Origin of the sequence: Streptomyces sp. NPDC001231, from assembly GCF_042896885.1 — a bacterium.
Lineage (GTDB): Bacteria > Actinomycetota > Actinomycetes > Streptomycetales > Streptomycetaceae > Streptomyces.
Genome location: NZ_JBIAXS010000006.1, coordinates 22,915 through 49,160, shown reverse-complemented (window position 1 = coordinate 49,160; position 26,246 = coordinate 22,915). Strand labels below are relative to the sequence as shown.

Here is a 26,246-nt window from a genome sequence, read left to right as displayed (position 1 = left end):
CCCGCGCGAACCTGAACTCCCGGGGCCCGCCCGGCCGCACGGACCCGAGGTAGCGGGCCCGCCCGCCGCACCGACCCGAACCTGGGGCCCGTCCCGTGGTCCCGTCGCGCTACGTCAGGCCGGCCGCGCGGGCCCTTTCCACCGCCGGGCCGATGGCCTTCGCGACCGCGTCGATGTCGGACTGGGTGGAGGTGTGGCCGAGGGAGAAACGGAGGGTGCCGCGGGCCAGGTCCGGGTCGGTGCCGGTGGCCAGCAGTACGTGGCTGGGCTGGGCGACGCCCGCCGTGCAGGCGGAGCCGGTCGAGCACTCGATGCCCTGGGCGTCCAGCAGGAGCAGCAGGGAGTCGCCCTCGCAGCCGGGGAAGGTGAAGTGGGCGTTGGCCGGGAGGCGGCCCTCCGGTGCCGGGTCGCCGCCGAGGATCGCGTCCGGGACGGCCGACCGCACGGCGGTGATCAACTCGTCGCGCAGCGCCCCGATCTCGCGGGCGAACCACTCGCGCCGCTCGGCGGCGAGCCGGCCGGCCACGGCGAAGGAGGCGATCGCGGGCACGTCGAGGGTGCCGGAGCGGACGTGCCGTTCCTGGCCGCCGCCGTGCAGCACGGGCACGGGGGTGTACTCGCGGCCCAGGATGAGCGCGCCGACGCCGTACGGGCCGCCGATCTTGTGGCCGGAGACCGTCATCGCGGCCAGTCCGGAGGCGGCGAAGTCGACCGGGACCTGCCCGAGGGCCTGCACCGCGTCGGCATGCAGCGGGACACCGAACTCGGCGGCCACGGTGGCCAGTTCGCGCACCGGCAGCAGCGTGCCGATCTCGTTGTTGGCCCACATGACGGTGGCCAGGGCCACGTCGTCGGGATTGCGGGCGACGGCCTCGCGCAGCGCCTCGGGGTGGACGCGGCCGTAGGAGTCGACCGGAAGGTACTCGACGGTGGCGCCCTCGTGCTCGCCGAGCCAGTGCACGGCGTCGAGGACGGCATGGTGCTCGACGGGACTGGAGAGGATGCGCGTGCGGGCCGGGTCGGCGGCACGGCGGGACCAGTACAGGCCCTTGACGGCGAGGTTGTCCGCCTCGGTGCCACCGGAGGTGAAGACGACCTCGCTGGGACGGGCGCCGAGAGCCTCGGCGAGGGTTTCGCGGGCCTCCTCGACCCTGCGGCGGGCCGCGCGCCCGGACGCGTGGAGGGAGGAGGCGTTGCCGGTGACACCCAGTGCCGCGGTCAGCGCCTCTGCCGCCTCCGGGAGCATCGGGGTGGTCGCGGCGTGGTCGAGGTAAGCCATGGTGAGGCCGATTCTACGGGCGCCCGCGGCCGGGCCGGAGATCAGGATGGGCCAGGTGTCACAAGCTCCAGGACAGCGTGTTGTCCGCCTGCACGAAGGCCAGCAGGACCACGAGGTCGGCGATGCCCAGGGTCAGGCCGAGCCAGGCGCGGCCGCGGCGGTCGGTGCCGCGCCACAGGGCGACGCCGGCCAGGACGATGGCGACGGGGCCGAGGAACAGGTTGAGGACGAGCAGGCCGAGCAGGCCGAGGACGAAGGACGCGACGGCCATGCCGTCGGCGTCCTGCGTACCGGTGCGGTGTGCGGCCGGTGCGGTGAGTTGCATGGCGGATCTGCTCCAGACGGTCGTGGGAACGGGCCGGGCGGGTGAGGCGTCAGCGGGACGTGCCGCGCCTGCGGCCGTGACGCTCGCGGAGCGCGAAGACGCCGAGCCAGACGGCGATCACCACGGCCGCGGCGACCGTGAAGTCGAGCGGCGCGTGGGCCACCGTGCCCAGGACGACGCCGAGCAGCAGCAGTGCGGCGACGAGGAACAGCATGAGATCGGATCCCCCTTGTCGGTGAACGTTTGTAGTTACACTTGTTCACTGACTGCTCAGTCTAGCGCGCCTCCGGCTTGGACAATCCGGAGAACACTTGTTGACTGAATGGCATGAGTCACACTCCCGGCGCCCGGCAGGCCCAGAAGCAGCGGACCCGACAGGCCCTGATGGACGCGGCGTTGGGGCTGCTGGAGGAGCAGAGCCTGAGCAGCCTCGGCCTGCGCGAGGTCACACGCGCCGCCGGTGTCGCCCCGACCGCCTTCTACCGCCACTTCCACTCCACCGCGGATCTCGGCGTGGCCCTGGTCGAGGAGGCGCTGAGCAGCCTGCACCCGATGATCCGGTCGACGGTGTCCCAGGCGGACGACAGCGAGCAACGCATCACGCGCGCGGTCGGATTGATCGCGCGTCATGTCGAGGCGTACCCCGCCCACGTCCGCTTCATCGCCCGGGAGCGCCACGGCGGGGTGCAGCAGGTCCGGGAGGTGGTCGGCGAGCAACTGGCCAGGTTCGCAAGCGAGGTGAGGGACGAACTGGCCAAGGACCCCCAGTCCGCGGGGTGGAGCGAGGACGACCTGCTCATGCTCGCCCATCTGTACGTCGATCAGATGCTGATCACCGGCTCGCTGTTCCTGGAGGCGCTCGACGCCCCCGAGGAGGAGCGCGAGCGCGTCACCCGGGTCGCGACCCGGCAGCTGCGTCTGATCAGCATCGGCCGCCGGCACTGGCTGGACTGACGGCGCGGCCCGTCGCGCCGGTGCGGCACTCCCTCAGTCCAGCCTGACCCGTGCGAGCTGCCGGGACTGCGCCACCAGCCGGTCGGCGCCGTCCCAGACCTCGGCGTCCTCCTCCAGGAAGCCGCCGGCCAGGTTGCGGGTGGTGATGGACACGCGCAGCGGGCCCGGCGCGGGACGGCAGCGGACGTGCACCGTCAGCTCGACGGTCGGCACCCAGCCCTTGATGCCCAGCTCGAACGCGGTCGGGGGCAGTGCGTCCACCGCGAGCAGCAGGGACAGCGGGTCGTGGTCCCGGCCGTCGGCGAGGCCGAACCAGGCGCGCATCTCCCCGTTCCCGGAGGGCGAGCCGAGCGCCCAGCCGAGGGTGGCGGGGTCCAGCTTCAGCATCAGGCGGTCGGTGATGGCCGAGCTGCCGGGTACGGGCGCGGGGACGCCGGCCGCGTCCTGGGGGCCGAAGCACTGCTCCATGGGTGGGATCGCGGGCGGCTTCGCCGAGGTGCGCACGTCGTCGGGCAGGGTGCCGAGGTCGCCGTAGGAGGCCAGGACGCGGATGCGCTCCACCTCGCGGCCGTCGTCGTCGCACTGGAAGAGGGAGGCCTGGCCGGTCGACAGGGTGCGGCCGGTGCGGACCACGTCCGTGCGGACGACGGCGGGACCGGGCCGGGACGCGGTCAGGTAGTGGGCCGAGATCGTGAACGGGTCCGGGTGCGGCAGGGCGTCCGCGAGCGCGCGGCCGAGGACGGCCAGCAGATAGCCGCCGTTGACGGCGTTGATGATCGTCCAGCCGGCGGAGAGGTCGATGCCGTAGACGCCGGGCTCGCTCCGGGTGACCGCGGTGTCCCGGTCGAACTCGCTGTCGCCGATCGTGGCCCGCGCGGCCGCGGCGGTGGCTGCTTCTGACATGTGTGAACGGTACATCAGGGCACTACTAAGCGGTAGCTTTCGTCCGTTGTGTTCGTATGACGAGCATTCCGCGGGGTGAGACGCAGGCAATTTCTTGGTAAGTGTCCGCACTTGCCCGTAACCCCGGGGCCCCGTTCCCCCTCTATCGGGACATGAGCCTCACCGGGACTCCGTTCCTGTACACCGCCATCGTGCTGGCCGTGGTCGCCCTGGCCCTGCCGTTCGTCCTGTGGACACGACTCAGGGGCCCCAGGTCGCTGCGTGCCGCCCTCCGGGCACTGATGCTGCTGTTCGCCCAGGTCACGGCCATCACCCTGGTCTTCGTGCTGGTGAACAACGCCAACAACCTGTACGACAACTGGGCCGACCTGCTCGGCACGGGCAACCACGTGCAGCAGGCCGCCAACCTGGGCGCCGACGGCACCGGGGGCATCGCCTACCGGAAGCTGCCCAGGGTCGTGCAGAAGTTCACCCCGGCCGACGGGCCCGGGATGCACGCGGCCGGCGGGGTCAGGGTCACCCAGCTCAGGGGCCGGGTCTCGGGGGTGAACGCGGAGGTCTACGTATGGCTGCCGCCGCAGTACGACGACCCCGCCTACAAGAACAGGAAGTTCCCGGTGGTCGAGCTGCTGTCGGGCTACCCGGGCTCGGCGAAGGCCTGGTTCGGCTCTCTGAAGGTGCACCAGCAACTGGAGCCGCTGATGCGGAGCGGACGGGTCGCGCCGTTCATACTGGTGGCGCCGCGCACGAACCTGATCGCCAAGATCGACACGGGCTGCGCCAACATCCCGGGCACCGTGAACGCGGACACCTGGCTGAGCATCGACGTACCGAAGATGGTCACGGACAACTTCCGTGCCGCGACCGGCCCGAACGGCTGGGCCACCGCCGGCTACTCGGCCGGGGCGCACTGCGCGACCAAGCTCGCCGTCGCCCACCCCGACCGCTACCGGGCCGCGGTGAGCCTGTCCGGGTACAACGACCCGATCGGCGAGCGCAATTCGCTCGCCAGCCAGAACCTCCGGCTGCGGCGCGCGAACAACCCCTACATCCTGCTGAAGAACTACCGCACGCCGCCGCCCGTCGCGCTCTACCTCTCGGGCCAGACCGGCGACGGGTACCAGGCGGGCGTCGCCCTGGAGCAGATCGCGAAGCCTCCGACCACCGTGCACGTGGTCTTCGTGCCGCGCAGCGCGGGCGGCCACAGCATGGCGCTGTGGCGCCCCCAGGTCCCGACGGCGTTCCGCTGGCTGACCAGGGTGATGGGGCAGAGGCCGCCCCACCGCCTGCGGACGGCCCTCACTCCTCCTGTACCGTCGACCGGCGGTTCCAGGCCCGCGGAGCTCGCCAGTGGTACCGCATCGCGAGCAGCCGCAGGACGAAGGCAGTGACCACCGCCAGCCCGGTGGTGAACGGGTTCAGCGCGTCGTAGTGGATGCACAGCACCACCATGGTGGCGCCGACGATCGCCGGGACCGCGTACAGGTCGCGGTCCCAGCGCAGCAGCGACGGCACCTCGTTGGCGAGCACGTCCCGCAGCACACCGCCGCCCACGGCGGTGGCCATGCCCAGCGTCGCCGACGCGGTGAGGTTCAGCCCGTAGGCGTACGCCTTCGTGGTGCCGGCCACGCAGAACAGGCCGAGGCCGGCCGCGTCGAACACGTACACCGCGGTCTGGATGCGCTCCATGTGCGGGTGCAGGAAGAAGACCACGAGCGCGGCGAGCAGGGGGGTGAGGAAGTACCCGAGGTCGGTGAAGGCGGCCGGGGGCACGGCCCCGATGACGATGTCACGGAACAGCCCTCCGCCCAGCGCGGTGACCTCGGCGAGGACGGCGATGCCGAAGACGTCGAAGTTCTTGCGGACGGCCAGCAGCGCGCCGGAGATGGCGAAGACGAAGATGCCGACCACGTCGAGCGTGTGCTGGACGGAGGGGCTGAACAGTTGCTGAAGCACGCCACATTGTTACTCGGGGCCGGTTCGCCCCCGAACACGACGGAGCGGGAGAGTGCGACCGCCGGGGCCGCCGGCTCCGCACTCTCCCGCTCCATCACGCGCGCGGCTTCACCGAGCCGCCCCGCCTACTTCTCGGTCGGCTCCTGGCTGCCGGAGCCGTCGGTGCCGGACTCCGAGGACTCCGAGGTCTCGGCGGACCCGGCGGACCCGGAGGTCTCCGCGGTCTCGGCGGACCCGGCGGACCCGGAGGTCTCCGCGGTCTCGGCGGACCCGGAGGTCTCGGAGGTCTCCGCGGTCTCGGCGGACCCGGAGGTCTCGGCGGACCCGGCGGACTCGGAGGTCTCCGAGGCCTCGGCGGACCCGGCGGACTCCGAGGCCTCGGCGGACCCGGACGACTCGGAGGTCTCCGCCTCGGCGGACTCCGAGGCCTCGGCGGACCCGGACGGCTTCGCCGTCTCGCCGACCTCGGCGGCCACCGCCGCCGACGTAGCCGCCGACTCCGCGAGGACCTCGTCGGCCACGAGCTCCGCGGCCTCCTTGGCGGCCGTGAGCAGCACGGTGTCCTGCGGGGCCTGGTCCTCGAAGTTCTCCGGGTGGTGGCAGGCCACCTGCTGACCGGGCTTCAGCTCCTTGAGCGGAGGCTCGGTCGTACGGCAGATCTCCGTCGCCTTCCAGCACCGGGTGTGGAAGCGGCAGCCGCTCGGCGGGGCGATCGGCGAGGGCACGTCGCCCTTGAGCAGGATGCGCTCGCTCTTGGCGCTCTTGCGGCTGGGGTCCGGGATCGGGACGGCCGACATGAGCGCCTTGGTGTACGGATGCATCGGCGCCTTGTAGAGCGACTCGCGGTCGGCCAGCTCCACGATCTTGCCGAGGTACATCACCGCGATCCGGTCCGAGACGTGCCGGACGACCGACAGGTCGTGCGCGATGATCACGTACGTCAGGCCGAGCTCCTGCTGGAGGTCGTCGAGCAGGTTGACGACCTGCGCCTGGATCGACACGTCGAGCGCGGAGACCGGCTCGTCGGCCACGACGAGCTTCGGGTTGAGCGCGAGCGCCCGGGCGATGCCGATGCGCTGGCGCTGACCGCCGGAGAACTCGTGCGGATAGCGGTTGTAGTGCTCGGGGTTGAGACCGACCACCGACAGCAGCCGCTGCACTTCCTTCTTGATCCCGCCCTCGGGCTCGACGCCCTGGAGCCGGAAGGGAGCGCCGACGATCGTGCCGATGGTGTGGCGCGGGTTCAGCGACGAGTACGGGTCCTGGAAGATCATCTGCACATCACGGCGCAGCGGGCGCATGCCGCTCACCCCGAGGTGCGTGATGTCCGTGCCCTCGAACTCGATGCTGCCCGCGGTCGGTTCGAGCAGCCGGGTGATCAGCCGGCCCATCGTCGACTTGCCGCAGCCGGACTCGCCCACGACACCGAGGGTCTCGCCGGAGCGGACCTCGAAGTCGAGACCGTCGACCGCGCGCACCGCTCCGACCTGGCGCTGGAGCAGGCCCTTCCGGATGGGGAAGTGCTTCTGCAGGCCGGTCACCTTGAGCAGGACCTCGCCCGGGGCGGCGTCCTTGGTGAGGGTGGCCGTGCCGGAGGCCTTGTCCTCGGCGCCGTCGCTCTGTGCAGGGATGCTCACTGCCTTGTCCTCTGCGTTCTCACTCACAGCTTCGGCGCAATCTCTTCGGTCCAGATCCGCTCCCGCTGCTCCTGCGTCATGTGGCAGGCGGCCCAGTGCTGGCTGCCGACCTCGGTCAGCTCGGGGCGGACCGTGCGGGTGACGTTGTCCTTCGGGACGTCGGCGTACGGGCAGCGCGGGTTGAACGCGCAGCCGGACGGAACGTTGATCAGGGAGGGCGGGGACCCCTTGACCGGGATGAGCCGGTCCTGCTGGTCGCGGTCCAGACGCGGCATCGAGCCGAGCAGGCCCCAGGTGTAGGGGTGCCGGGGCTCGTAGAACACCTTCTCGGCCGGTCCGCGCTCGACGCAGCGGCCGCCGTACATCACCAGGAGGTCGTCGGCCAGTTCGGCGACGACGCCCAGGTCGTGGGTGATGATGATGACCGCGGAGCCGAACTCCTTCTGCAGATCGCGGATCAGGTCGAGGATCTGCGCCTGGACGGTGACGTCCAGGGCGGTGGTCGGCTCGTCCGCGATGAGCAGTTCGGGGTTGTTCACCAGCGACATCGCGATCATCGCGCGCTGGCGCATACCGCCGGAGAACTCGTGCGGGTAGTTGTCCACACGCTTGTCCGGCTGCGGGATGCCCACCCGGTCGAGCATTTCGACGGCCCGCTTGCGGGCGGTCTTCTTGTCGACGTTGTTGTGGATCCGGTACGCCTCCACGATCTGCTGACCGATCGTGTAGTACGGGTGCAGCGCGGACAGCGGGTCCTGGAAGATCATCGCCATCTCGCGGCCGCGCATCTTCCGCACGTGGTCGGGATCGGCGGACAGCAGTTCGGTGCCGTTCAGCCAGATCTCTCCGGAGATGCGTGCCTTGCGCTTGCCGTACTGGCCGGCGGTGTGCAGGCCCATGATGCCGAGCGAGGTCACCGACTTGCCGGAGCCCGACTCGCCCACGATGCCGAGGGTCTTGCCCTTCTCCAGCTTGAAGCTGAGCCCGTCGACGGACTTCACCAGGCCGTCGTCGGTCGGGAAGTGCACCTTCAGGTCGCGCACTTCCAGGAAGGCGCTCGGAGTGGGCGAGGCGGCGGTGGGTTCGCCCACGGCGGCGTCGCTCTTGCTGAGTTCGGTCATGCGAGCCTCACTCGGGGGTCGATCACGGCGTACAGGACGTCCACCACGAGGTTGGCGATGAGCACCGCGAGAGAGGTGATCAGAACGACACCCAGGATGATGGGCAGGTCCTGGGTCTTGATGGCGTTGAGCACCGCCTGGCCGAGGCCGGGCAGGCTGAACGTCGTCTCGGTCAGGATCGCGCCGCCGATGAGGGCGCCGAGGTCCATGCCGAGCATGGTCAGGATGGGCGTCATGGTCGAGCGCATCGCGTGCTTGCCGATGACGGTCTTCTCCCGCAGGCCCTTGGCACGGGCCGTGCGGATGTAGTCCTCGCCCAGGATCTCCAGCATGGTGGCGCGGGTGATTCGGGCGTACATCGCCGCGTAGAGGAACGCCAGCGTGATCCAGGGCAGGATCATGCCGCCGAGCCAGCCGGTGAAACTGTGGCCGAGGGGTACGAACTCCCCGTCGATCCAGTTCAGACCGAACGCGAAGATCGCCAGGCTGAGCATGCCGGTGAAGTAGATGGGGAGCGAGACACCGCCGAGGGCGACCAGCATCGCACCCCGGTCCCAAAGGCTGCCCCGCTTGAGCGCGGAGAGCACACCCGCGGCGACACCGAAGAGCAGCCACAGCACGGCGGCACCGAGCGCCAGTCCCAGGGTCACCGGGAAGCGGTCGGTCAGCACCGGCCAGACGGCCTGCTCGCTGCGGAAGGAGTAGCCGAAGCACGGCGCGGCGCAGTGGGTGACGTCGCCACCGGCCGCGTAGGTGCGGCCGACGAAGATGCCCTTGAAGAACTCCCAGACCTGGGCGTAGACCGGTTCGGCCAGACCCAGCTTCTGCCGCACCGCCTCGATGGCGGCAGGGTCGGCCTGCTTGCCTATGAAGTTGGTGGCCACGTCGACGCCCGCCCACTTGGGGACGAGGAAGAAGATGCTGAAGACCACCAGGATGATGACCACCAGCATCACGGCGGCGGCGAACAACCGCCTGATGAGGTAAGCGAGCACAGCTTACGGCCCGCCGCGGGACCGCGGACCTCCGGATGTTTTCCGGGGTCCGCGGTCCCGCCGCGCCGGCCTTCACCTGCCTTTCGTGCCGTACGGCGGGTGTGCCGGGTTTACTTCGAGGACTTCAGGCCGAGGTTGACGAAGTCGTACTGGCCGCTGTAGCCGGCCGACGTGTAGACGTTCGCCAGCCGGTCGGAGCGCCAGTTGATGAACCGCTCGAAGACGAAGGGCAGGTAGTAGCCGCCCTCCATGACCTTGTGGTTGATCTGCGTGGCGATCTCGGCCTTCTTGGCGTCGTCGAGCGAGTTGACGTAGTCGTCGAACAGGCCGTCGATCGCCTTGTCCTTGATCAGAGCGTAGTTGTTGTTACCGCTCTGCAGGATGTACTTGCTGTTCCACAGCGGCAGACCGTAGCCCTGGACGGACGGGAAGTCCGGGCCCCAGCCCATGATGATGATGCCGTAGCCCTTCTTCTTCACGTTCGAGGGGCTGCCGATGATGCCGGCGGTCTGCGAGCCGTCGTACTGGTCGATCTGGACGTCGACGCCGATCTTCTTCAGCGACGCCTGGAGCGACTCGGCCGTGGCCACCTCGACCGGCTTGTTGTTGCGGACGGCGATGGTGGTCTTGAAGCCGTTCGGCTTGCCGCAGGCCTTCAGCTCTTCCTTGGCCTTCTCGACGTTGCCGTTCTTGTTGGCGCCGGCCAGCTCGAACGGGTCGTACTTCTGGCCCTCGGCGCCCGGCACCGACGGGGGCAGCATGTTGGTGCCGATGTCACCGCCGGCGACCGGGCCACCGCGCGCGGTCTGGAGCGACACGTGGTCCGCGCCGTAGATCACGGCGTTGCGGCAGTGGATGTTGTCGAACGGCTTCACGCTCTGCGGGAAGACCGCGTAACGGACGTAGCCGGAGACCGGGTTGTCCAGGTTGCCCTTGTACTTCTTCAGGGCGGTCTGGCGGCCCTGCGGCGACATACCGGTCTGGTTCAGGTCCAGGTCGTAGTCACCGGCGATCAGGCGCTGGTCGAGGTCGTTGGCGTTCGAGAAGAACTTGATGGTGATCTCGTCCGGGTACGCCTTGCGGATGGGGTCCGAAGCCTGCTTCCACTCGGTGTTGCGGACCAGCTTCAGGTCCTTGCCCGGGCTGTACGACTCGAACTTGTACGGGCCCGAGGAGAACGGGTGCAGACCGTACTTGGACTTGGTGTCCATGTCCTGGCGGACCGGGGACGCCGAGATCAGGGACAGCATCTGCTCGAAGTCCGAGTTGGCCTTCGGCAGGCGGAAGACGATGGTCTTGTCGTCCGGCGTCTCGATCGCCTTCAGACCCAGGTGGTCCTTGTCCTTGTCCTTGTAGGGGCCCTGGTACTTGCCGTCCGGGTCCAGGACCTCCTTCAGGTAGGTCGGACCGCCGGACAGCACGTCCTGCGCCCACACACGCTCGATGCCGTACTTGACGTCCTTGGAGGTGATCGGCTTGCCGTCCTCCCACGTCACACCGTCGCGCAGCGTGTACGTGTAGGTCTTGCCGCCGTCGCTGACCTTGGCGAGACCCGTGGCGAGGTCCGGAGTCAGCTCGGCGCCGGCCGCGCCGGGCTCCGTCTTGTTCGTGACCAGCTGGCGGCTGTAGTAGCGGGCGAAGTTCCACATCATGCCGTAGTAGCCGCGCGTGGTGTCCCACGAGTCGGCGTCCTGGGCCGCGCCGAACTTCAGCGTGCCGCCCTTCTTGGCCAGGGAGGCCTGGGCGACCTTGTTGTTGGCTGCGTCGAAGCCGGCCGCGCCGCTCTTCGAACCGCCGCCACCACCGCCGTTGCCGTCGTTGCCGCCGCCGCACGCCGCCGTGGTCAGCAGCGCGGCGACCACGGCCGCAGCGGCCATGGCCTGCTTGCGCCGCCCTGAGGTGCGTTGGGTAGTCACGTTCTCGGATCCTCCGGATAGATGAGAGACCCCGTGTGAGTGCACGGGTCGCTGGGGGTAGGGCAGTTCAGCGAGAGCCCTTGGGGTCGAGCGCGTCGCGCACGCCGTCGCCGAAAAGGTTGAAGGCAAGGACGGTGATGAAGATCGCCACACCGGGGACCACCATGTACATGGGGTCCGCTTCGTAGTAGTCGATCGCGTTCGAGAGCATCTGACCCCAGGAGGCGGTCGGCGGCTTGACGCCCACGCCGAGGAAGCTCAGCGCGGCCTCGGTGAGGATGTTGGTCGGGATCATCATCGTCGTGTACACGATGATCGGCGCCACGAGGTTGGGCAGCAGCTCCTTGAACAGGATGTAGAAGCGGCCGGCGCCGAGCGAGCGTGCCGCCTCGACGTACTCGCGTTCGCGCAGCGACAGCGTCTGGCCGCGCACCACGCGGCCGATGTAGGGCCAGCCGAAGAATCCGATGACCAGGATCATCACGAAGACGCGCACACCCGTGCCGGTCAGGCCGAGCATCTCGTTCGGCATGACGGAGACCAGCGCGATGATGAACAGCAGCTGCGGGAAGGCGAGCAGGCCGTCCATGACCCGGCTGATGGCCGCGTCCACCCAGCCGCCGAAGAAACCGGCGAGGATGCCGAGGATGGTGCCCAGGATGACGGCGACGACGGCGGACAGGAAGCCCACGAGCAGCGAGATCTGGGCGCCGTAGACGATGCGGGCGAAGATGTCGCGGCCGCTGACCGGCTCGACGCCGAGGAGGTGGTCGCCGCTGATGCCGCCGAGGGAACCCTTGGGGGTGCCGAAGAGCGGGTCGATCAGGTCCTCGTGGTGCAGCTCGGGATCCTGACCGACCAGGTGCGCGATCACGGGCGCGAGCAGCGCGACCAGGATGAGGAGAAGCACGACGATGCCGCCCGTCAGGGCGAGCTTGTCCCGCTTGAGGCGCTCCCAGGCGATCCGGCCCAGGGAACGCCCCTGTACGGCCTTGGCAGCGACGCTGGCGGCCGTCGCCTCGTCGGCAGCGCTCGGGGCCGCTTCCGCGGTCGGCTCGTGCAATGGTGCCGTCATCTGGCAGGGACCCCTCTCAACCGGCGGTGGCCGGCCCGCGCTTGCCGCTGTGGCGGCTGTTCAGTCCGTCGTACACAGGGGCGAACGCCCCCTTGGAGCGGGAGTCTTCAACGCCATGGTGATCTGTTGCCAGTCTTGGCGGTGAATGGATGCGCAAACGTGATGCGGGTTAAGGGGTTCCGTTATCCGGACAGTGGGTAACGGGGTTCGGACATGGACCAGTTGGGACGGCCCACAGCAAAAACGGACCATCCGCATCCATCTACGCGCGCAGAGGATCGCCTGTGCGAGAACCTTGCCGGCGGACGGACCGGACGGATCAGTAGCCGCCGCGCACCGGCGGATAGCCGTAGCCGGCCGCCGGGGCCTGGGCGGGGCCCGCGTGGGTCTCCCGGTCGTAGAACGGCCGGGAGTTGGCGCGCAGCCACATCGCGACCGGGTCGTACTCGTCGGACATCGCGACCGTCGACACCGGCAGCCCGTCGGGGACGGCGCCGATGGACTGCTGCATCATCACGCGCACCGAGTCGACGGCCGGCGGCGAGGTGTCGTACACGTCGAGGCCGATGGCGAGATACGGCGCTCCGAGCGCGGGCTGCACCCAGGCACGGCGCAGCGAGCGCAGGGCCGGGGTACGGTGGGCGTTCTGGGTGAGCAGGGCGTAGAACTGCGAGGCCTCCACGGCGGGTTCGGACAGCCGGAGCGGTCCCGCGGGCTGCCGGTCCAGACCGGTGGCGATACGGCGCAGGTCCAGCCACGGGATGCCGACGCCGCCGCCCGGGGCGTGCGGGTTCAGCCAGAGGCCGTAGTGGTCGGGGTAGAGGGTGCGGGCCACGTCGAGGCCGTCCACGACCTCGTACGAACGGTTCCAGCCGCTCGCCGACAGCTCCTGGGCGGAGGTCACGCAGGGCGCGTAGCCGTGGCCGTCGACCTCCATGTGGCCGTACTGGGCGTCGGGGGAACCTGCCTGGCCGTGCCAGAGCAGCATCCAGACCTGGCCGGAGGAGGGGGTCGCCAGCGCGCGCAGCAGCGCCTCGTAGGCGTCGTGACGCCCGGGCGTCACCTGGCGCAGCGTCTGCTCGACCTGTCCGGCCGTGGTGCCGCTGGCGCTCACTTGTACCGCCCCTCCATACAACCGACGTTTCGACCGAGCCGTGGGTCCGGGTCCTGTCGTCACCTTCCCGTCGTCCGCCCGGCGGGCAGGCGGGAAAGTGACGGCAGGCCTAGCTTAAGCCGCCGTCCGGCGGCCGGGGACTCGCCGTGCGCCGCCGGCTGCGGATCGTGTGCGCTTCCCCGGCGTCCCTGGTCGGACTCAGTGGGCGTGCTGGTAGAACGGGCGGACGTTCTCCCTCATCCAGTCCGCCACGGGATCCTGGGCCACGTCCAGGAGGACCAGGTTGACCGGCCACCTGGCCGGGGTCTTCGTCAGGGCGCGGCCCAGGGCTTCCAGGGGGCCGGCCTGCGGATCGCCCTCCCACTGGGAGAGTTCGACGCCTATGAACATGACCGGTTCGTCCGTCTCGACGGCGGCCAGGCAGCGGCGGGCGGTGCCGACCACGCCGATCTCGGCGAACTCGGCACTGGCGGCGGCGAGGAAGTCCACCGGGTCGTCCTGCCAGTCCGGTTCGAAGAGGCGGACGCGGCCGCCGCTCGACGGGCCGTCCAGCTGGGTGCGCCCCGCCCGGCACAATTCGGCCACGGCGGCCGGTGGCAGCGGGACGCCGACCACGCCGTCCGGGTTGAGCGCGATGCCGGCCTGCGGGGGCAGTCCGCGCGCGAACTCGACGGCGGGCGCGACGGTGTACGCCATGTGCGAGCCCGCGCCCTGACGGAACTGCTCCTCGGAACTGAAGACCGGCACGTACGCCTGGCCGTCGATCTCCAGCGTGGGCAGATCGAGCGGGCCGCTGCGCGGACCGCCGCCGTTGGGCAGGGGCACCCAGACGAGGCTGCGGCCGAGGACCTCGACGATCCGGCCACCGGCGGTCGGGACGCCGAGGGAGGCGGACAGCACCTCCTCCAGCTCGTTGCCGGGCCATCCGCCGTGCGGATGGGATTGCGCCTGTGCCGGAAGGTCCGCGGAGAAGTCCGCCGGGAAGTCCATCTGCTACCGCCTGCTGTGAACACTGCTGTGGCCGAAAGGCTATCGGGTACACGCCCGAACCTCACGGAAAATCCCATGACCGGACCCCACGACTCCCCCCGCGAGCACCCCCGGCGGCCGGCGGCACCACCGGCTCGCGGGCCGACCGGCCACCAGCGCGAGACGCGCCTCGACGCGGTGGCCGAACGGCCGCGCGGGTGGCGCTCCGCGCGCAGGGGCTGTCCACGGCCCTCGGGTCGCGAACTCGGTCCGCCGCGACAGCACCCGCCGCCTCACGGCCCGGCAGAACCGCAACCCCCGACAGGACGGCGGTGGCCCCAGAGGACGTACCGGCGGACACCGCGCCCTGATCCGGTCAGCGGTCCGCGTGCTGCGCGCCGCGTCGCCGGGCCCGGGGGCCGGGTTTCGGCGCGGTGGGCCGGGCGGACCGGAGCCCCGGCGGGAGTGGGCTTCGGTGGTGGGCGGGCTTTCGCGTGCCGGGCGGTGCTGGGTCCTGTCGTCACCTTCCCGTCGTCCGCCTGAAGGGCGGGCCGCGCGGCTTCCGATGCGTGCGATCGCAAGGCGCCGGAGCACCCTCGTGGCGGAGCCACGTGGGCGGTTCGGCAACGCGGCTGGGGGTCCCCCCTGCTCGAAGAGCTCGGGGAATGCGTGCCAGACGCCGCACGGCAGGCGGGAATTCGACGACAGGGCCTGGGAGCCGCGTGTGGTTCTCAGGGGGCGAAGTCGATCCGGCGCAGGCGCGTCGCCGCCTCGCGGTCGAGGAGGACCGCCGAGCCGCAGCCCCTCGGCAGGGTGCTCCGCTCCACCGCGCGGAGCAGGGCGGCGGTGGCACGGCGGTGGCGGTGGAAGGCGTAGCGGGAGACACCGCGGCCCCGTGCGCGCTGGCCGGTCAGGGCGGTGCCCGGGGTGACGTCCAGCAGGACGAGGTGCAGGGTGCCGCCGCGGCGGCGGGCGGTGCGGGCCAGCCAGGCGCGGACCCAGGGCTGCGTGCCGCAGTCGTGGACCACGAGCGCCGCCCCGGAGCGCAGCGCGCGGCGCAGCCCCGCGAAGTGGGCGAGGCGGACCAGGGGGCGGTACAGGGCGTAGGGGAGGTGCGCCGCCAGGCGCGCGTCCCAGCGGTCGCGGGTGTCCTGGGAGTCGATGCGGACGCCGTGCACCGCGCGCCGCATCAGCGTGGACTTGCCGCTGCCGGGCAGGCCGGTCACCACGACCAGGTCGCGCGGGCCGAAACGCAGCACGCGCGGGCCGCGGTCGGACCGGTCTCGCAGGTCGCGCACCAAGAGGGCGGGGGCCTGGGCCGTCGCGTACAACGGGGTCCTGTGCGCCGTCATCATTCCTCCCCACAGATCGTAAAGAGAAGGTAATGTGCGGCGCCCGGCGTTTCCGTGCACGTCCTGCCACAGGACGGTCACAGATGCCGCCCTGCCGCGAAACGGGCCGGGCGTGCAATGATGTGCGCGCAACTGCATATCGGCCGCTTGAATCCGCGCGGGAGAGTCCCCAGCCGTCTCGCTGGGGCGCCGAAGGAGCAAGTACCTCCCTTGAATCTCTCAGGCCCCGTTACCGCGCGGGCGAGGCACATCTGAAAAGCGGGCCGCTGGCGCAGTGGCTCCACCCAAGGTGCAAGCCGTGCACCGTCCGTCCGACGGCGGTCATGGCGAACCTCTCAGGTTCCGATGACAGATGGGGAGGACATGATCCGTCCTCGCCTGTCATGCCTTGGAGACCGTCCGATGAGCAGTACCGAACCCGATCGACCCCGCCGCACCGCGCTCGACGCGCTGCACCGCTCGCTCGGCGCGACGATGACCGACTTCGCCGGCTGGGACATGCCCCTGCGCTACGGCTCCGAGCGCGACGAGCACAACGCCGTCCGGACGAAGGCCGGCCTCTTCGACCTGTCCCACATGGGCGAGATCACCGTCACCGGCCCGCAGGCCGTCGCGCTGCTGAACCACGCCCTGGTCGGCAACATCGCCACCGTCGGTCTCGGCCGCGCCCGCTACACCATGATCTGCCAGGCCGACGGCGGCATCCTGGACGACCTGATCGTCTACCGGCTGGGCGAGACCGAGTACCTGGTCGTCGCCAACGCCTCCAACGCCCAGGTCGTGCTCGACGCGCTGACCGAGCGGGCGGCGGGCTTCGACGCCGAGGTGCGCGACGACCGGGACAGCTACGCGCTGCTCGCCGTGCAGGGCCCCGAGTCCGCCGGCATCCTGAAGTCCCTCACCGACGCCGACCTGGAGGGCCTGAAGTACTACGCCGGGCTCCCCGGCACCGTCGCCGGCGTCCCCGCGCTGATCGCCCGTACCGGCTACACCGGCGAGGACGGCTTCGAGCTGTTCGTGGCCCCGGGCGACGCGGAGAAGCTGTGGCAGGCGCTGACCGAGGCCGGCGCGGACGCCGGGCTGGTCCCGTGCGGCCTGTCCTGCCGGGACACGCTGCGCCTCGAGGCGGGCATGCCGCTGTACGGGCACGAGCTGTCGACGTCGCTGACCCCGTTCGACGCGGGCCTCGGCCGGGTGGTCAAGTTCGAGAAGGAGGGCGACTTCGTGGGCCGCGAGGCGCTGCTGGCCGCCGCCGAGCGCGCCGCCGCCGAGCCGCCCCGGGTGCTCGTCGGCCTGGTCGCCGAGGGCCGCCGGGTCCCGCGCGCCGGGTACGCGGTCGTCGCGGGCGGCGAGGTGATCGGCGAGATCACCTCCGGCGCCCCCTCCCCCACCCTGGGCAAGCCGATCGCCATGGCGTACGTCGACGCCGCGCACGCCGCTCCGGGCACCGCCGGTGTCGGTGTGGACATCCGGGGCAACCACGAACCGTACGAGGTCGTGGCGCTGCCCTTCTACAAGCGGCAGAAGTGACACCTTCATAGCCGGCACGGAGGCGACGTGAGACACGTCACCCCTGGTCACGCACGCCTTTCGCAGTCCCTCATTCATCACCATTGACCCGCGTACAGGAGAATTCTGGCCATGAACAACCCTCAGCATCTGCGCTACAGCAAGGAGCACGAGTGGCTGTCGCCCGTCGAGGACGGCGTGGCGACGGTCGGCATCACGGAGTTCGCGGCCAACGCGCTCGGCGATGTCGTCTACGCCCAGCTCCCGGAGGTCGGCGACACGGTGGCCGCGGGCGAGACCTGCGGTGAACTGGAGTCGACCAAGTCGGTGTCCGACCTGTACTCACCCGTCAGCGGTGAGGTCACCGAGTTCAACGAGGACGTGGTGAACGACCCGTCGCTGGTGAACTCCGCGCCCTTCGAGGGCGGCTGGCTGTTCAAGGTGCGCCTGGCCGAGGAGCCCGCCGACCTGCTCTCCGCCGACGAGTACGCCGCCGAGACGGCCGGCTGAGAATCGGACGCACGCACATGACTGTTCTCAACACACCCCTGCACGAGCTCGACCCGGACGTTGCCGCCGCGGTCGACGCCGAGCTGCACCGCCAGCAGTCCACGCTGGAGATGATCGCCTCCGAGAACTTCGCCCCGGTGGCGGTCATGGAGGCGCAGGGCTCGGTCCTCACCAACAAGTACGCCGAGGGCTACCCCGGCCGCCGCTACTACGGCGGCTGCGAGCACGTCGACGTGGTCGAGCAGATCGCCATCGACCGCATCAAGGAGCTGTTCGGCGCCGAGCACGCCAACGTGCAGCCGCACTCCGGCGCGCAGGCGAACGCGGCCGCGATGTTCGCGCTGCTCAAGCCCGGTGACACGATCATGGGTCTGAACCTCGCCCACGGCGGGCACCTGACCCACGGCATGAAGATCAACTTCTCCGGCAAGCTCTACGACGTCGTCGCCTATCACGTGGGTGAGGACGGCCGGGTCGACATGGCCGAGGTGGAGCGGCTGGCGAAGGAGTCCAAGCCGAAGCTGATCGTGGCCGGCTGGTCCGCGTACCCGCGGCAGCTGGACTTCGCCGCCTTCCGCCGGATCGCGGACGAGGTCGGCGCGTACCTCATGGTCGACATGGCGCACTTCGCCGGCCTGGTGGCGGCGGGCCTGCACCCGAACCCGGTGCCGCACGCCCACGTGGTCACCACCACCACCCACAAGACGCTGGGCGGCCCCCGCGGCGGCGTGATCCTGTCCACCGCCGAGCTGGCGAAGAAGATCAACTCCGCGGTGTTCCCCGGTCAGCAGGGCGGCCCGCTGGAGCACGTGATCGCCGCCAAGGCGGTGTCCTTCAAGGTCGCCGCGAGCGAGGAGTTCAAGGAGCGCCAGCGTCGTACCCTGGAGGGCGCCCGCATCCTGGCCGAGCGCCTGGTCCAAGACGACGTCCGGGCGGTCGGCGTGGACGTCCTGTCCGGCGGCACGGACGTGCACCTGGTCCTGGTCGACCTGCGTGACTCCGAGCTGGACGGTCAGCAGGCCGAGGACCGCCTCCACGAGATCGGGATCACCGTCAACCGCAACGCGATCCCGAACGACCCGCGCCCGCCGATGGTCACCTCGGGCCTCAGGATCGGCACGCCGGCCCTGGCCACCCGTGGTTTCACGACCGAGGACTTCACCGAGGTCGCGGACGTGATCGCCGAGGCGCTGAAGCCGTCCTACGACGCCGATGCCCTCAAGGCCCGGGTGCGCACCCTGGCCGACAAGCACCCGCTGTACCCGGGTCTGAACAAGTAAGTCCCGTTCCGAGGAGTGCCGTGTGCGGGCCGGAGAACCCGGCCCGTGCGCGGCGCCCCGCCCCTGGCACCCCCAGCACCACCCCGTCTTGAGGAGTCACCGTGGCCATCTCGGTCTTCGACCTGTTCTCGATCGGCATAGGCCCGTCGAGCTCCCACACGGTCGGCCCGATGCGGGCGGCCCGCATGTTCGCCCGCCGGCTGCGCAACGAGGACCTGCTGGAGCGGGCCGCCTCGGTCCGCGCCGAGCTGTACGGCTCCCTCGGCGCGACGGGCCACGGCCACGGCACGCCGAAGGCGGTGCTGCTCGGCCTGGAGGGCGCCTCCCCGCGCACAGTGGACGTGGAGACGGCCGACGAGCGGGTCGAGACGATCAGGACCTCCGGCCGGCTGAGCCTGCTCGGCGAGCACGAGATCGCGTTCTCCTACGACGACGACATGGTCCTGCACCGCCGCAAGGCGCTCCCCTACCACGCCAACGGCATGACCCTGTGGGCGTACGACGCCTCCGGCGCCGAGCTGCTGGCCAAGACGTACTACTCGGTGGGCGGCGGCTTCGTCGTGGACGAGGAGGCGGTGGGCGCCGACCGCATCAAGCTGGACGACACGGTGCTGAAGTACCCCTTCCGCTCGGGCGACGAGCTGCTGCGCCTGACGAAGGAGACAGGCCTGTCGATCTCCTCCCTGATGCTGGAGAACGAGCGGGCCTGGCGCACCGAGGAGGAGATCCGCGAGGGCCTGCTGGAGATCTGGCGGGTGATGCAGGCGTGCGTGCGGCGCGGTCTGTCCCGCGAGGGCATCCTGCCGGGCGGTCTGAAGGTGCGCCGCCGCGCGGCCGTCACCGCCCGCCAGCTGCGCGCCGAGGGCGACGCGACGGCCCGCGCGATGGAGTGGATCACCCTCTACGCGATGGCGGTGAACGAGGAGAACGCGGCCGGCGGCCGGGTGGTCACCGCCCCGACCAACGGCGCGGCCGGCATCATCCCGGCGGTCCTGCACTACTACATCAACTTCATCCCCGGCGCGGACGAGGACGGCGTGGTCCGCTTCCTGCTCGCCGCCGGCGCGATCGGCATGCTCTTCAAGGAGAACGCCTCCATCTCCGGCGCCGAGGTCGGCTGCCAGGGCGAGGTCGGCTCCGCCTGCTCGATGGCGGCGGGCGCCCTCGCCGAGGTCCTGGGCGGCACGCCCGAGCAGGTCGAGAACGCCGCCGAGATCGGCATGGAGCACAACCTCGGCCTCACCTGCGACCCCGTGGGTGGCCTGGTCCAGATCCCCTGCATCGAACGCAACGGCATGGCCGCGGTCAAGGCCGTCACCGCCGCCCGTATGGCCATGCGCGGCGACGGCTCCCACAAGGTCTCCCTCGACAAGGTCATCAAGACCATGAAGGAGACCGGCGCGGACATGTCGGTGAAGTACAAGGAGACGGCCCGGGGCGGGCTCGCGGTGAACATCATCGAGTGCTGACGAGGTCCGGCCCGTGCCGCCGTACGGGCCGCTACCTCCTGACGCTCAGCCAGACGATCAGCGCGACGACCGCGAGTGCCACGAGCGAGGCGGCGACAATCTTGCCGGCGCTGTACGGGCGCTCGCCGACCACCTCGCCGGTGCGGGCGTTCACCGTGACCTGCCAGGTCCGTCCGGCGTGGAGGTAGGTGAGGAACCACACCGGGAGCAGCATCAGCTTGAAGGTGACGTCGGAGTAGTGGGTGTCGACCGATTCGACCCGCTGCTCGTCGCCCCCGATGTCGCTGCGGCAGTCGCCCTCGATGACCGCGGCCATCCGCTGCTTGGCCGTCTCCAGGCCGGCCTCGGGCTCGATGTCGTAGCGCACCGTCTGGAAGCCCGCCAGGTACTCCTCCTGGTAGGGCCTGGCCTCCTCCAGCGGCCAGGGCGTGAGCTTGTCCAGCTGCTTCGCGGTGACGTGACCGGTGCCCGGCACCAGGACGTCGTCGAAGTCCCGGGACACCGTTCCGGAGGCCGGGTACCAGCGGGTGTGCCGCACCTGCTCGGTCACGGTGCGGGTCTCGCCGTTCTCGGTGACGGTGCGCGTCACGGTCTCGTAGTAGTACTCACCGCGCCGGCCCCGGTAGCTGGAGTCGGTGGCCGCGTCGTACGTCCAGTGCGGCAGGTAGCTGCCCTTGAAGGACTCCGCCTCGGTGACCTTCTTCAGGTCCTTGGGGGCGAACCAGCGGGAGGACGTCCACGTGCGCAGCGCGTCCCGGGCCGCGTCGCGGTCCAGCCCGAAGGGGACGACGGCCTCGGGGACGACCCGCTCGGTGGCGTTGGCGTCGGCCACCAGGGGCGTGGCGCAGAACTGGCACCGCACGGAGAGCGTGTCGCTCTCGGTGCGGGCCCCGCAGCCCGGGCAGACGAAGGTGTTCACGGAGCCGGGCCCGGCCTGCGGCTTGGCGGGGAGGGCCGCCAGTTCCTGGATCGGATGCTCCCGCACCGCCCGCGGAACGGGCACGATGGCCTGCTGGTGCCCGCAGTAGGGGCAGCGCAGCGCGTCGGTCCCCGGGGCGTACTCCACGGTGGCACCGCAGGCCTCGCACGGGTACGAGCGGGCGGAGGCCGCGGTGGCCTGGTCCTCGGTCATGGTCGTCGTCCCCGCCCGCTCAGGCCTGGGGCGGCAGCGGCGGCGGGACGCTGCCGAAGAGGCGTTCGACCTCCGGGACCTGTTCGGCGGGGAGCCAGCCGGACATGCCGTTCTGCCAGACCAGGGTGGTCCGGGTGAGGGTGCCGGCGCTGATCAGGCCGGTCAGCGCGGCACTGTCGTACGGGCCCTGCTGGGCGCCGCCGACACCGATGAACCACTGCTGCTGAGGCAGCGGCGGCGGGGTGGCCGCGGGCGCGGGGGCTGCGGCGGCGGGCTGCTGCGGGGTGAGGCCCTCCGCCATGCGCCGGCCCAGGGCCATGCCGACGCCCAGTCCGACGCCCTCGCCCGCGGCGCCGGGGTTGCGCGCGGCGTCACCGATAGCGTCGGCCGCCTGGAGCTGGGTGTACTGGTCGAGGTTGCCCACGATCCCCATCCGGGAGCGGGCGTCGACGGCGGCCTCGACCTCGGGCGGGAGCGAGATGTTCTCGATGACGAACTTGGGGACGGCGATGCCGACCGGGGCCAGCTCCTCGGTGAGGGCGCCCGCCAGCCTGGCGCCGAGCCCGTCCTGCCGGGTGGCCAGGTCCAGCATCGGCACCCCGGCCGTGGCCAGGACGGTGGCCAGCCGGCCGACGATCAGCTGCCGCAGGTACTCCTGCACCTCCTCGGTGCGGAACTGCGGGTCGGTGCCGGCCAGTTCGCGCAGCAGCGCGGCGGCGTCCACGACACGGGCGGCGAAGGCGCCGAAGGCCCGCAGCCGGACCATGCCGAACTCGGGGTCGCGGACGATGACGGGGTTCTGGGTGCCCCACTTGAGGTCGGTGAACTGGCGGGTGGTGACGAAGTAGACCTCGGCCTTGAAGGGCGAGTGGAAGCCGTACTTCCAGCCCTTCAGGGTGGACAGCACCGGCAGGTTCTGCGTCTCCAGGGTGTAGGTGCCGGGCGTGAAGACGTCGGCGATCTGGCCCTCGTTGACGAAGACCGCCGTCTGCGACTCGCGGACGACGAGCTTGGCGCCCATCTTGATCTCGTTCTCGTAGCGCGGGAAGCGCCAGACGATGGTGTCGCGGCTGTCGTCGGTCCACTCGACGATGTCGATGAACTCACCACGTATACGGTCCATCAGTCCCATGGCCCGTCCCCCCGTTTCCTCTGCGTACGGCTCACTCCGCGACCGCACGATAGCAATCGCCTCCGGTCCGGAGATCCGACACCTGCGCGAACCTGTTCCCCCGGGGGCTACCGCACGGTAACCGTCCTTCCCTACGCTTCCGCTCAACTCAACTACGGGCAAAGGGAGTTGGTCATGCGTAGGACGAGAGGGCCGGCGGCCTTACTGGGTGCCGTCGCGCTGCTGACGGCGGTTCCCGGCAACGCCGGTGCGGCGGAGCCGCCGTTCTCGGGGACGACGGCGATCGGTACGCACAACGCGTACGAGAAGGCCAAGTACACCTACTTCGCGCAGGCGCTGGACTCCGGCGCCTCGCTGCTCGAAATCGATGTCTACACCGACCCGTTGACCCGGCGCTGGCGGGTCAGCCACAGCAACCCGCTGGGCAACGACAACAACTGCGAGGCCGCGAAGACCCCTGGCGAGCTGTACGGCAAGAGCCGAACCAGGACCTCGGCAGCTGCCTGGACAACATCGCCGCATGGCACCAACTGCACCCCGACCACCGGCCGATCGTCTTCAAGATGGAGATGAAGAACGGCTTCAACAACACCATCGGCCTTGGACCCGCCGCGTTCGACACCCTGGTGCGGCAGAAGCTCGGCGACATGGTCTACAAGCCGTCCGACCTGCTGGGCGGGAAACACCCCTCGCTGGACGCGGCCGCGAAGGCCGATGCCTGGCCGTCCCGGGACGCCCTGACCGGCAAGGTCCTCTTCGAGCTGATCCCCGGCACGGTGGAACAGGCCAACCCCTTCGACCACTACTGGACCGACCAGGAGTACGGCGACCACCTGCGCGACCTGTACGCGGCCGGGAACATCGCCTCCGCCCAGGCCTTCCCCGCCGTGCTCGGCGCCGCCGCCGGCGACCCGCGCGCGAGTCGTTACGACGCCTCGATCCGCCCCTGGTTCGTGTTCTTCGACGGCGACGCGGCGACCTACGTCGGCCAGGGCTACGACACGTCCTTCTACGCCCGGAACCACTACATCCTGATCACGACGGACGCAGCCGGCGTGGCCCCGGCGATCTCCTCGACCGACCCCACGGACGCCGAGGTGGCCGCCCGCCTCTCCCTCCTGGCCGGGCACCACGCCAGCGTGATCACCTCGGACTGGTCGGCCAAGCCGGCCGCCGTACTGGGTTCGGTGGTCCCCCGGAGCTGATGTTCGAACGCCCTGAAGGGATCGTCCGTACCAGTTGTGGGGCAGAACTCGACCAATGACTCCTCCCCCCACGGCACCTTCAGGGAGTGTGCATGCTGCAGGGCATCGACGTGAGCGCCTACCAGTCCTCCACCTACGGCACGAGCGGCCTCTCCTTCGTCTTCATCAAGGCGACGGAGAGCCGTTCGTACGTCAACTCCAAGCTCAGCGCCCAGACCAAGCACGGCCGCGACGCCGGTCTCGTGCTCGGCTTCTACCACTTCCTGTGGCCGGGCGACATCACCGCGCAGGCGGAGTACTTCGTCTCCCACGCACCCGAGACGGCCGGGGACGTCCTCGCCGTCGACTGGGAGACGACGGGCCAGGGCACGCACGCGAGCAACGCGGAGAAGGACGCGTTCATCCGCGAGGTCAAGGCCCTGCGCCCGCACAACCGGGTCGTGCTCTACACGAACAGGAACTTCTGGCTGAACATCGACACCACCTCCTACGCGGGCGACGGCCTGTGGATCGCCGACTACGTCGCCGCGGGGCAGCCCCGGATCAAGGCCAAGTGGCTCTTTCACCAGTACACCGACGACCCGCTGGACAAGGACGTGGCGAACTTCGGCAGCAAGACGGCGCTGCGGCAGTGGGCGGCCGTCTGATCCGGGGCGACGCAGCGGACCGGGACCGGACGGGCTACCCCCGGAACTCCGCCAGCCGCTCGGGCGACGCCTCGGCCAGCGCCTTGGCGACGGTGTCGGTGCCCGCCTGGAGCCCGTAGACCGGGGTGCCGGGCTGCTGGCGCCAGGAGTCGTCGATACCGCCGGTGTCCACGGTGTCGAAGCCGAGCTGGTCGATGAGCGCCCGCACCTTCGCCTTGGCCGCCTCGTCGTCGCCCGCCACCGGGAGCGCCATGCGGTCGGGGGCACCGGCCGGGCGGGGACGTTCGAGGAGGTCGCGGGCGTAGGTGCCGTTGAACGCCTTGATCACCGGGTGGCCGATCACGCGTTCGGTCCAGCGGCTCTCGGTGAGCCCCTCGTCCTCGATCCCGGCGATCCTGCCGTCCCGCTCCCGCGGGTAGTAGTTGCCGGTGTCGATCACCGTCACGCCCTCGGCCGCTCCGTCGAGCAGCCCGGACGGCAGGTTCGGAACCGCCTTGACGGGGACGGTGACCACGACGACCTCGGCGCCGCGCGCCGCCTCCTGTGCGGGTACGGGTGTCGCGCCGGTCTCCTCGGCCAGCGCGGTGAGTGTCTGCGGGCCACGGGAGTTCGCCACGGAGACGTCGTGCCCGAGGGCGGTGAGCCGCCGGGTGAGGTTGCCGCCGATGTTGCCCGCACCGATGATGCCGATCTTCATGTCCTGCTCGCCTTGCCTTTCCGTGGTCGGTGTCCGGCACAGCTTTCGCAGGTCGGTTGAAACCCCCGGACGGCGCCGGCTATTCCGATCCGGCGCCGGCCGAGTGCTCCGCGTCACCTGTTCCGTTTGCTCACGCGGGCCCGCAGGGCGGCGATCACCCAGGCGAACTCCGTCTCGTACGTCGGAGCGGACGTGCCCTTCAGGGTCGCCAGCAGCTCGCGGTAGCGGGCGAGCCTGGTGTTGTGGGACGCCTCCAGGCGGGCGAGGACGGCCGCGTGGTCGGCGTTGCCGAGGAGGTCGTCCAGTACCTCGTCGGCTTCGGGTGCCTCCGGGGCCAGGCCGCGTTCCAGGGCCTGGCCGGTCAGCTGGACGAGCCGCTTGACGAACCACATGGACGTCCCGGCGGGCGTCTCGTGGCCGCGGTCGGAGGCGTTGAACTCGGCCGCGCTGCGCATCCGGGCCCGGAACTCCGGGTCCCGCACCAGCTCCGCCAGCTCCACCCAGGCGTCGACCTGCTCGGGTGTCGGGTCCTCGGGCAGGTCCATCGCGGTGCGCCGCATACGTTCCCGGATCTCGGGATCGGCGGTGTCGAGGCCGTGGAACACCTCCTCCACGAACTCCTCCATGATCCGCCTGCGTTCGGCCGCCGACAGCCGGGCCAGTTTGTTCATCAGGGTCATCTCCTCCGCACTCGAGCCGCGCCGGGCCACGGTCGACAGCACCGCCCGGGTCACCTTCAGGGAGCGGATCTGCGCGTCCAGCGCGGCCACGTGGGCTGCCGCGACCTCCGCGACCGTCCGCTCCCCCGCGAGCACCCTGCGCACGTCGGCCAGGCCGAGGCCCAGCTCGCGCAGGGTGCGGATCAGCTCCAGGCGGGCGACGGAGGCCACGTCGTAGAGGCGGTAGCCGCCCGTGGAGCGGGTCACCGGGGGCAGGGCGCCCTCGTCCGACCAGTAGCGGATGGTGCGTACGGTCAGTCCGGTGACCCGGGCCAGCTCGCCGATGGTGAGAAGGCCGGTGCCGTCTTCGGTCATGTCGGCGAGTGTGGACCCTCCAGCGGCTGGAGACT

Annotated in this window: 24 protein-coding genes, 1 pseudogene and 1 riboswitch; of the genes and pseudogenes, 8 read left to right on the top strand and 17 right to left on the bottom strand. The window is 70.6% G+C overall.

What is annotated here, in order from left to right; all coding sequences use genetic code 11:
• Positions 1–109: 109 nt before the first annotated feature.
• The 3 genes from ACFY3J_RS09330 to ACFY3J_RS09320 are packed head-to-tail and all read right to left on the bottom strand — an operon-like array spanning position 110 to position 1,818.
• Entirely contained in the window at positions 110–1,279 is a 1,170-nt protein-coding gene (locus ACFY3J_RS09330; protein WP_384182324.1) for a cysteine desulfurase family protein, read from the bottom strand.
• 58 nt (positions 1,280–1,337) lie between these two features.
• On the bottom strand, positions 1,338–1,604 hold the full coding sequence (locus tag ACFY3J_RS09325) for a DUF4190 domain-containing protein (RefSeq protein ID WP_390840648.1): 267 nt from the start codon (positions 1,602–1,604) through the stop codon (positions 1,338–1,340).
• 49 nt (positions 1,605–1,653) lie between these two features.
• Positions 1,654–1,818, bottom strand: a complete 165-nt coding sequence (locus tag ACFY3J_RS09320) for a hypothetical protein (protein WP_361423655.1) — start codon at positions 1,816–1,818, stop codon at positions 1,654–1,656.
• 113 nt (positions 1,819–1,931) lie between these two features.
• Between ACFY3J_RS09320 and ACFY3J_RS09315 the strand changes: the two genes are divergently transcribed.
• Positions 1,932–2,558 carry a TetR family transcriptional regulator gene (locus ACFY3J_RS09315; RefSeq protein ID WP_390840647.1) on the top strand — a complete coding sequence of 209 codons (627 nt, stop codon included), beginning with the start codon at positions 1,932–1,934 and terminating at the stop codon, positions 2,556–2,558.
• A 33-nt stretch (positions 2,559–2,591) separates the two neighbouring features.
• Here ACFY3J_RS09315 and ACFY3J_RS09310 read toward each other — a convergent pair whose 3' ends face one another.
• Positions 2,592–3,461 carry a thioesterase family protein gene (locus ACFY3J_RS09310; protein WP_384182314.1) on the bottom strand — a complete coding sequence of 290 codons (870 nt, stop codon included), beginning with the start codon at positions 3,459–3,461 and terminating at the stop codon, positions 2,592–2,594.
• Positions 3,462–3,613: 152 nt separating this feature from the next.
• Here ACFY3J_RS09310 and ACFY3J_RS09305 point away from each other — a divergent pair, with 152 nt between their 5' ends.
• Positions 3,614–4,852: an alpha/beta hydrolase gene (locus tag ACFY3J_RS09305; protein WP_384182311.1), complete on the top strand. Its 1,239-nt coding sequence runs from the start codon at positions 3,614–3,616 to the stop codon at positions 4,850–4,852.
• On the opposite strand, the gene ACFY3J_RS09300 is transcribed toward ACFY3J_RS09305, so the two are convergent.
• From ACFY3J_RS09300 to ACFY3J_RS09260, 9 genes are all read right to left on the bottom strand, one after another.
• Positions 4,761–5,417, bottom strand: coding sequence for a trimeric intracellular cation channel family protein (locus ACFY3J_RS09300; RefSeq protein ID WP_384182308.1), 657 nt, complete (start codon positions 5,415–5,417; stop codon positions 4,761–4,763). The genes ACFY3J_RS09305 and ACFY3J_RS09300 overlap by 92 nt on opposite strands.
• Before the next feature lie 125 nt (positions 5,418–5,542).
• Entirely contained in the window at positions 5,543–7,054 is a 1,512-nt protein-coding gene (locus ACFY3J_RS09295; protein ID WP_384182306.1) for an ABC transporter ATP-binding protein, read from the bottom strand.
• Between the two features lie 23 nt (positions 7,055–7,077).
• The gene (locus ACFY3J_RS09290) at positions 7,078–8,175 is read right to left on the bottom strand and encodes an ABC transporter ATP-binding protein (protein WP_384182303.1); all 1,098 of its coding nucleotides are present in this window, start codon (positions 8,173–8,175) and stop codon (positions 7,078–7,080) included.
• Positions 8,172–9,170: an ABC transporter permease gene (locus ACFY3J_RS09285; RefSeq protein WP_384182300.1), complete on the bottom strand. Its 999-nt coding sequence runs from the start codon at positions 9,168–9,170 to the stop codon at positions 8,172–8,174. Before ACFY3J_RS09285 ends, ACFY3J_RS09290 begins: the two co-directional genes overlap by 4 nt.
• A gap of 110 nt (positions 9,171–9,280) precedes the next feature.
• Positions 9,281–11,086, bottom strand: a complete 1,806-nt coding sequence (locus ACFY3J_RS09280; RefSeq protein WP_384182298.1) for an ABC transporter substrate-binding protein — start codon at positions 11,084–11,086, stop codon at positions 9,281–9,283.
• Positions 11,087–11,153: 67 nt separating this feature from the next.
• Positions 11,154–12,161: an ABC transporter permease gene (locus tag ACFY3J_RS09275; RefSeq protein WP_384182295.1), complete on the bottom strand. Its 1,008-nt coding sequence runs from the start codon at positions 12,159–12,161 to the stop codon at positions 11,154–11,156.
• 319 nt (positions 12,162–12,480) lie between these two features.
• Complete coding sequence (locus tag ACFY3J_RS09270; protein WP_384182292.1) at positions 12,481–13,275, bottom strand: enhanced serine sensitivity protein SseB C-terminal domain-containing protein; 795 nt, start codon at positions 13,273–13,275, stop codon at positions 12,481–12,483.
• A gap of 198 nt (positions 13,276–13,473) precedes the next feature.
• Positions 13,474–14,265 carry an enhanced serine sensitivity protein SseB gene (locus tag ACFY3J_RS09265; protein ID WP_384182289.1) on the bottom strand — a complete coding sequence of 264 codons (792 nt, stop codon included), beginning with the start codon at positions 14,263–14,265 and terminating at the stop codon, positions 13,474–13,476.
• Positions 14,266–14,975: 710 nt separating this feature from the next.
• The gene (locus ACFY3J_RS09260) at positions 14,976–15,596 is read right to left on the bottom strand and encodes an AAA family ATPase (protein ID WP_384182286.1); all 621 of its coding nucleotides are present in this window, start codon (positions 15,594–15,596) and stop codon (positions 14,976–14,978) included.
• A gap of 148 nt (positions 15,597–15,744) precedes the next feature.
• A riboswitch (glycine riboswitch) is annotated at positions 15,745–15,841 on the top strand.
• Positions 15,842–15,998: 157 nt separating this feature from the next.
• Here ACFY3J_RS09260 and gcvT point away from each other — a divergent pair.
• From gcvT to ACFY3J_RS09240, 4 genes are all read left to right on the top strand, one after another.
• Positions 15,999–17,126 carry a glycine cleavage system aminomethyltransferase GcvT gene (gene gcvT, locus ACFY3J_RS09255; protein WP_390840646.1) on the top strand — a complete coding sequence of 376 codons (1,128 nt, stop codon included), beginning with the start codon at positions 15,999–16,001 and terminating at the stop codon, positions 17,124–17,126.
• 111 nt (positions 17,127–17,237) lie between these two features.
• Positions 17,238–17,615: a glycine cleavage system protein GcvH gene (gene gcvH / locus ACFY3J_RS09250; RefSeq protein ID WP_225079556.1), complete on the top strand. Its 378-nt coding sequence runs from the start codon at positions 17,238–17,240 to the stop codon at positions 17,613–17,615.
• 17 nt (positions 17,616–17,632) lie between these two features.
• Positions 17,633–18,895: a serine hydroxymethyltransferase gene (gene glyA / locus ACFY3J_RS09245; RefSeq protein WP_384182280.1), complete on the top strand. Its 1,263-nt coding sequence runs from the start codon at positions 17,633–17,635 to the stop codon at positions 18,893–18,895.
• A 101-nt stretch (positions 18,896–18,996) separates the two neighbouring features.
• Positions 18,997–20,364 (top strand): L-serine ammonia-lyase, encoded by a 1,368-nt coding sequence (locus tag ACFY3J_RS09240; RefSeq protein ID WP_376549197.1) that lies wholly within the window; start codon positions 18,997–18,999, stop codon positions 20,362–20,364.
• A gap of 31 nt (positions 20,365–20,395) precedes the next feature.
• Here the strand turns inward: ACFY3J_RS09240 and ACFY3J_RS09235 are convergent, their stop codons facing one another.
• Together ACFY3J_RS09235 and ACFY3J_RS09230 are read right to left on the bottom strand one after the other, a co-directional pair.
• Positions 20,396–21,496, bottom strand: coding sequence for a hypothetical protein (locus ACFY3J_RS09235; protein ID WP_384182277.1), 1,101 nt, complete (start codon positions 21,494–21,496; stop codon positions 20,396–20,398).
• Between the two features lie 19 nt (positions 21,497–21,515).
• On the bottom strand, positions 21,516–22,619 hold the full coding sequence (locus ACFY3J_RS09230) for an SPFH domain-containing protein (RefSeq protein ID WP_390840645.1): 1,104 nt from the start codon (positions 22,617–22,619) through the stop codon (positions 21,516–21,518).
• Between the two features lie 183 nt (positions 22,620–22,802).
• Here ACFY3J_RS09230 and ACFY3J_RS09225 point away from each other — a divergent pair.
• Positions 22,803–23,833 (top strand): annotated as a pseudogene (locus tag ACFY3J_RS09225) (phosphatidylinositol-specific phospholipase C domain-containing protein).
• 92 nt (positions 23,834–23,925) lie between these two features.
• Positions 23,926–24,480 (top strand): glycoside hydrolase family 25 protein, encoded by a 555-nt coding sequence (locus tag ACFY3J_RS09220; protein WP_390840644.1) that lies wholly within the window; start codon positions 23,926–23,928, stop codon positions 24,478–24,480.
• Positions 24,481–24,514: 34 nt separating this feature from the next.
• Here ACFY3J_RS09220 and ACFY3J_RS09215 read toward each other — a convergent pair whose 3' ends face one another.
• Both ACFY3J_RS09215 and ACFY3J_RS09210 read right to left on the bottom strand, forming a co-directional pair.
• Positions 24,515–25,177 carry an NADPH-dependent F420 reductase gene (locus ACFY3J_RS09215; RefSeq protein ID WP_390840643.1) on the bottom strand — a complete coding sequence of 221 codons (663 nt, stop codon included), beginning with the start codon at positions 25,175–25,177 and terminating at the stop codon, positions 24,515–24,517.
• 113 nt (positions 25,178–25,290) lie between these two features.
• A complete protein-coding gene (locus tag ACFY3J_RS09210; protein WP_384182263.1) occupies positions 25,291–26,211 on the bottom strand; it encodes a MerR family transcriptional regulator in 921 nt (306 codons plus the stop codon).
• Between the last annotated feature and the right edge of the window lie 35 nt (positions 26,212–26,246).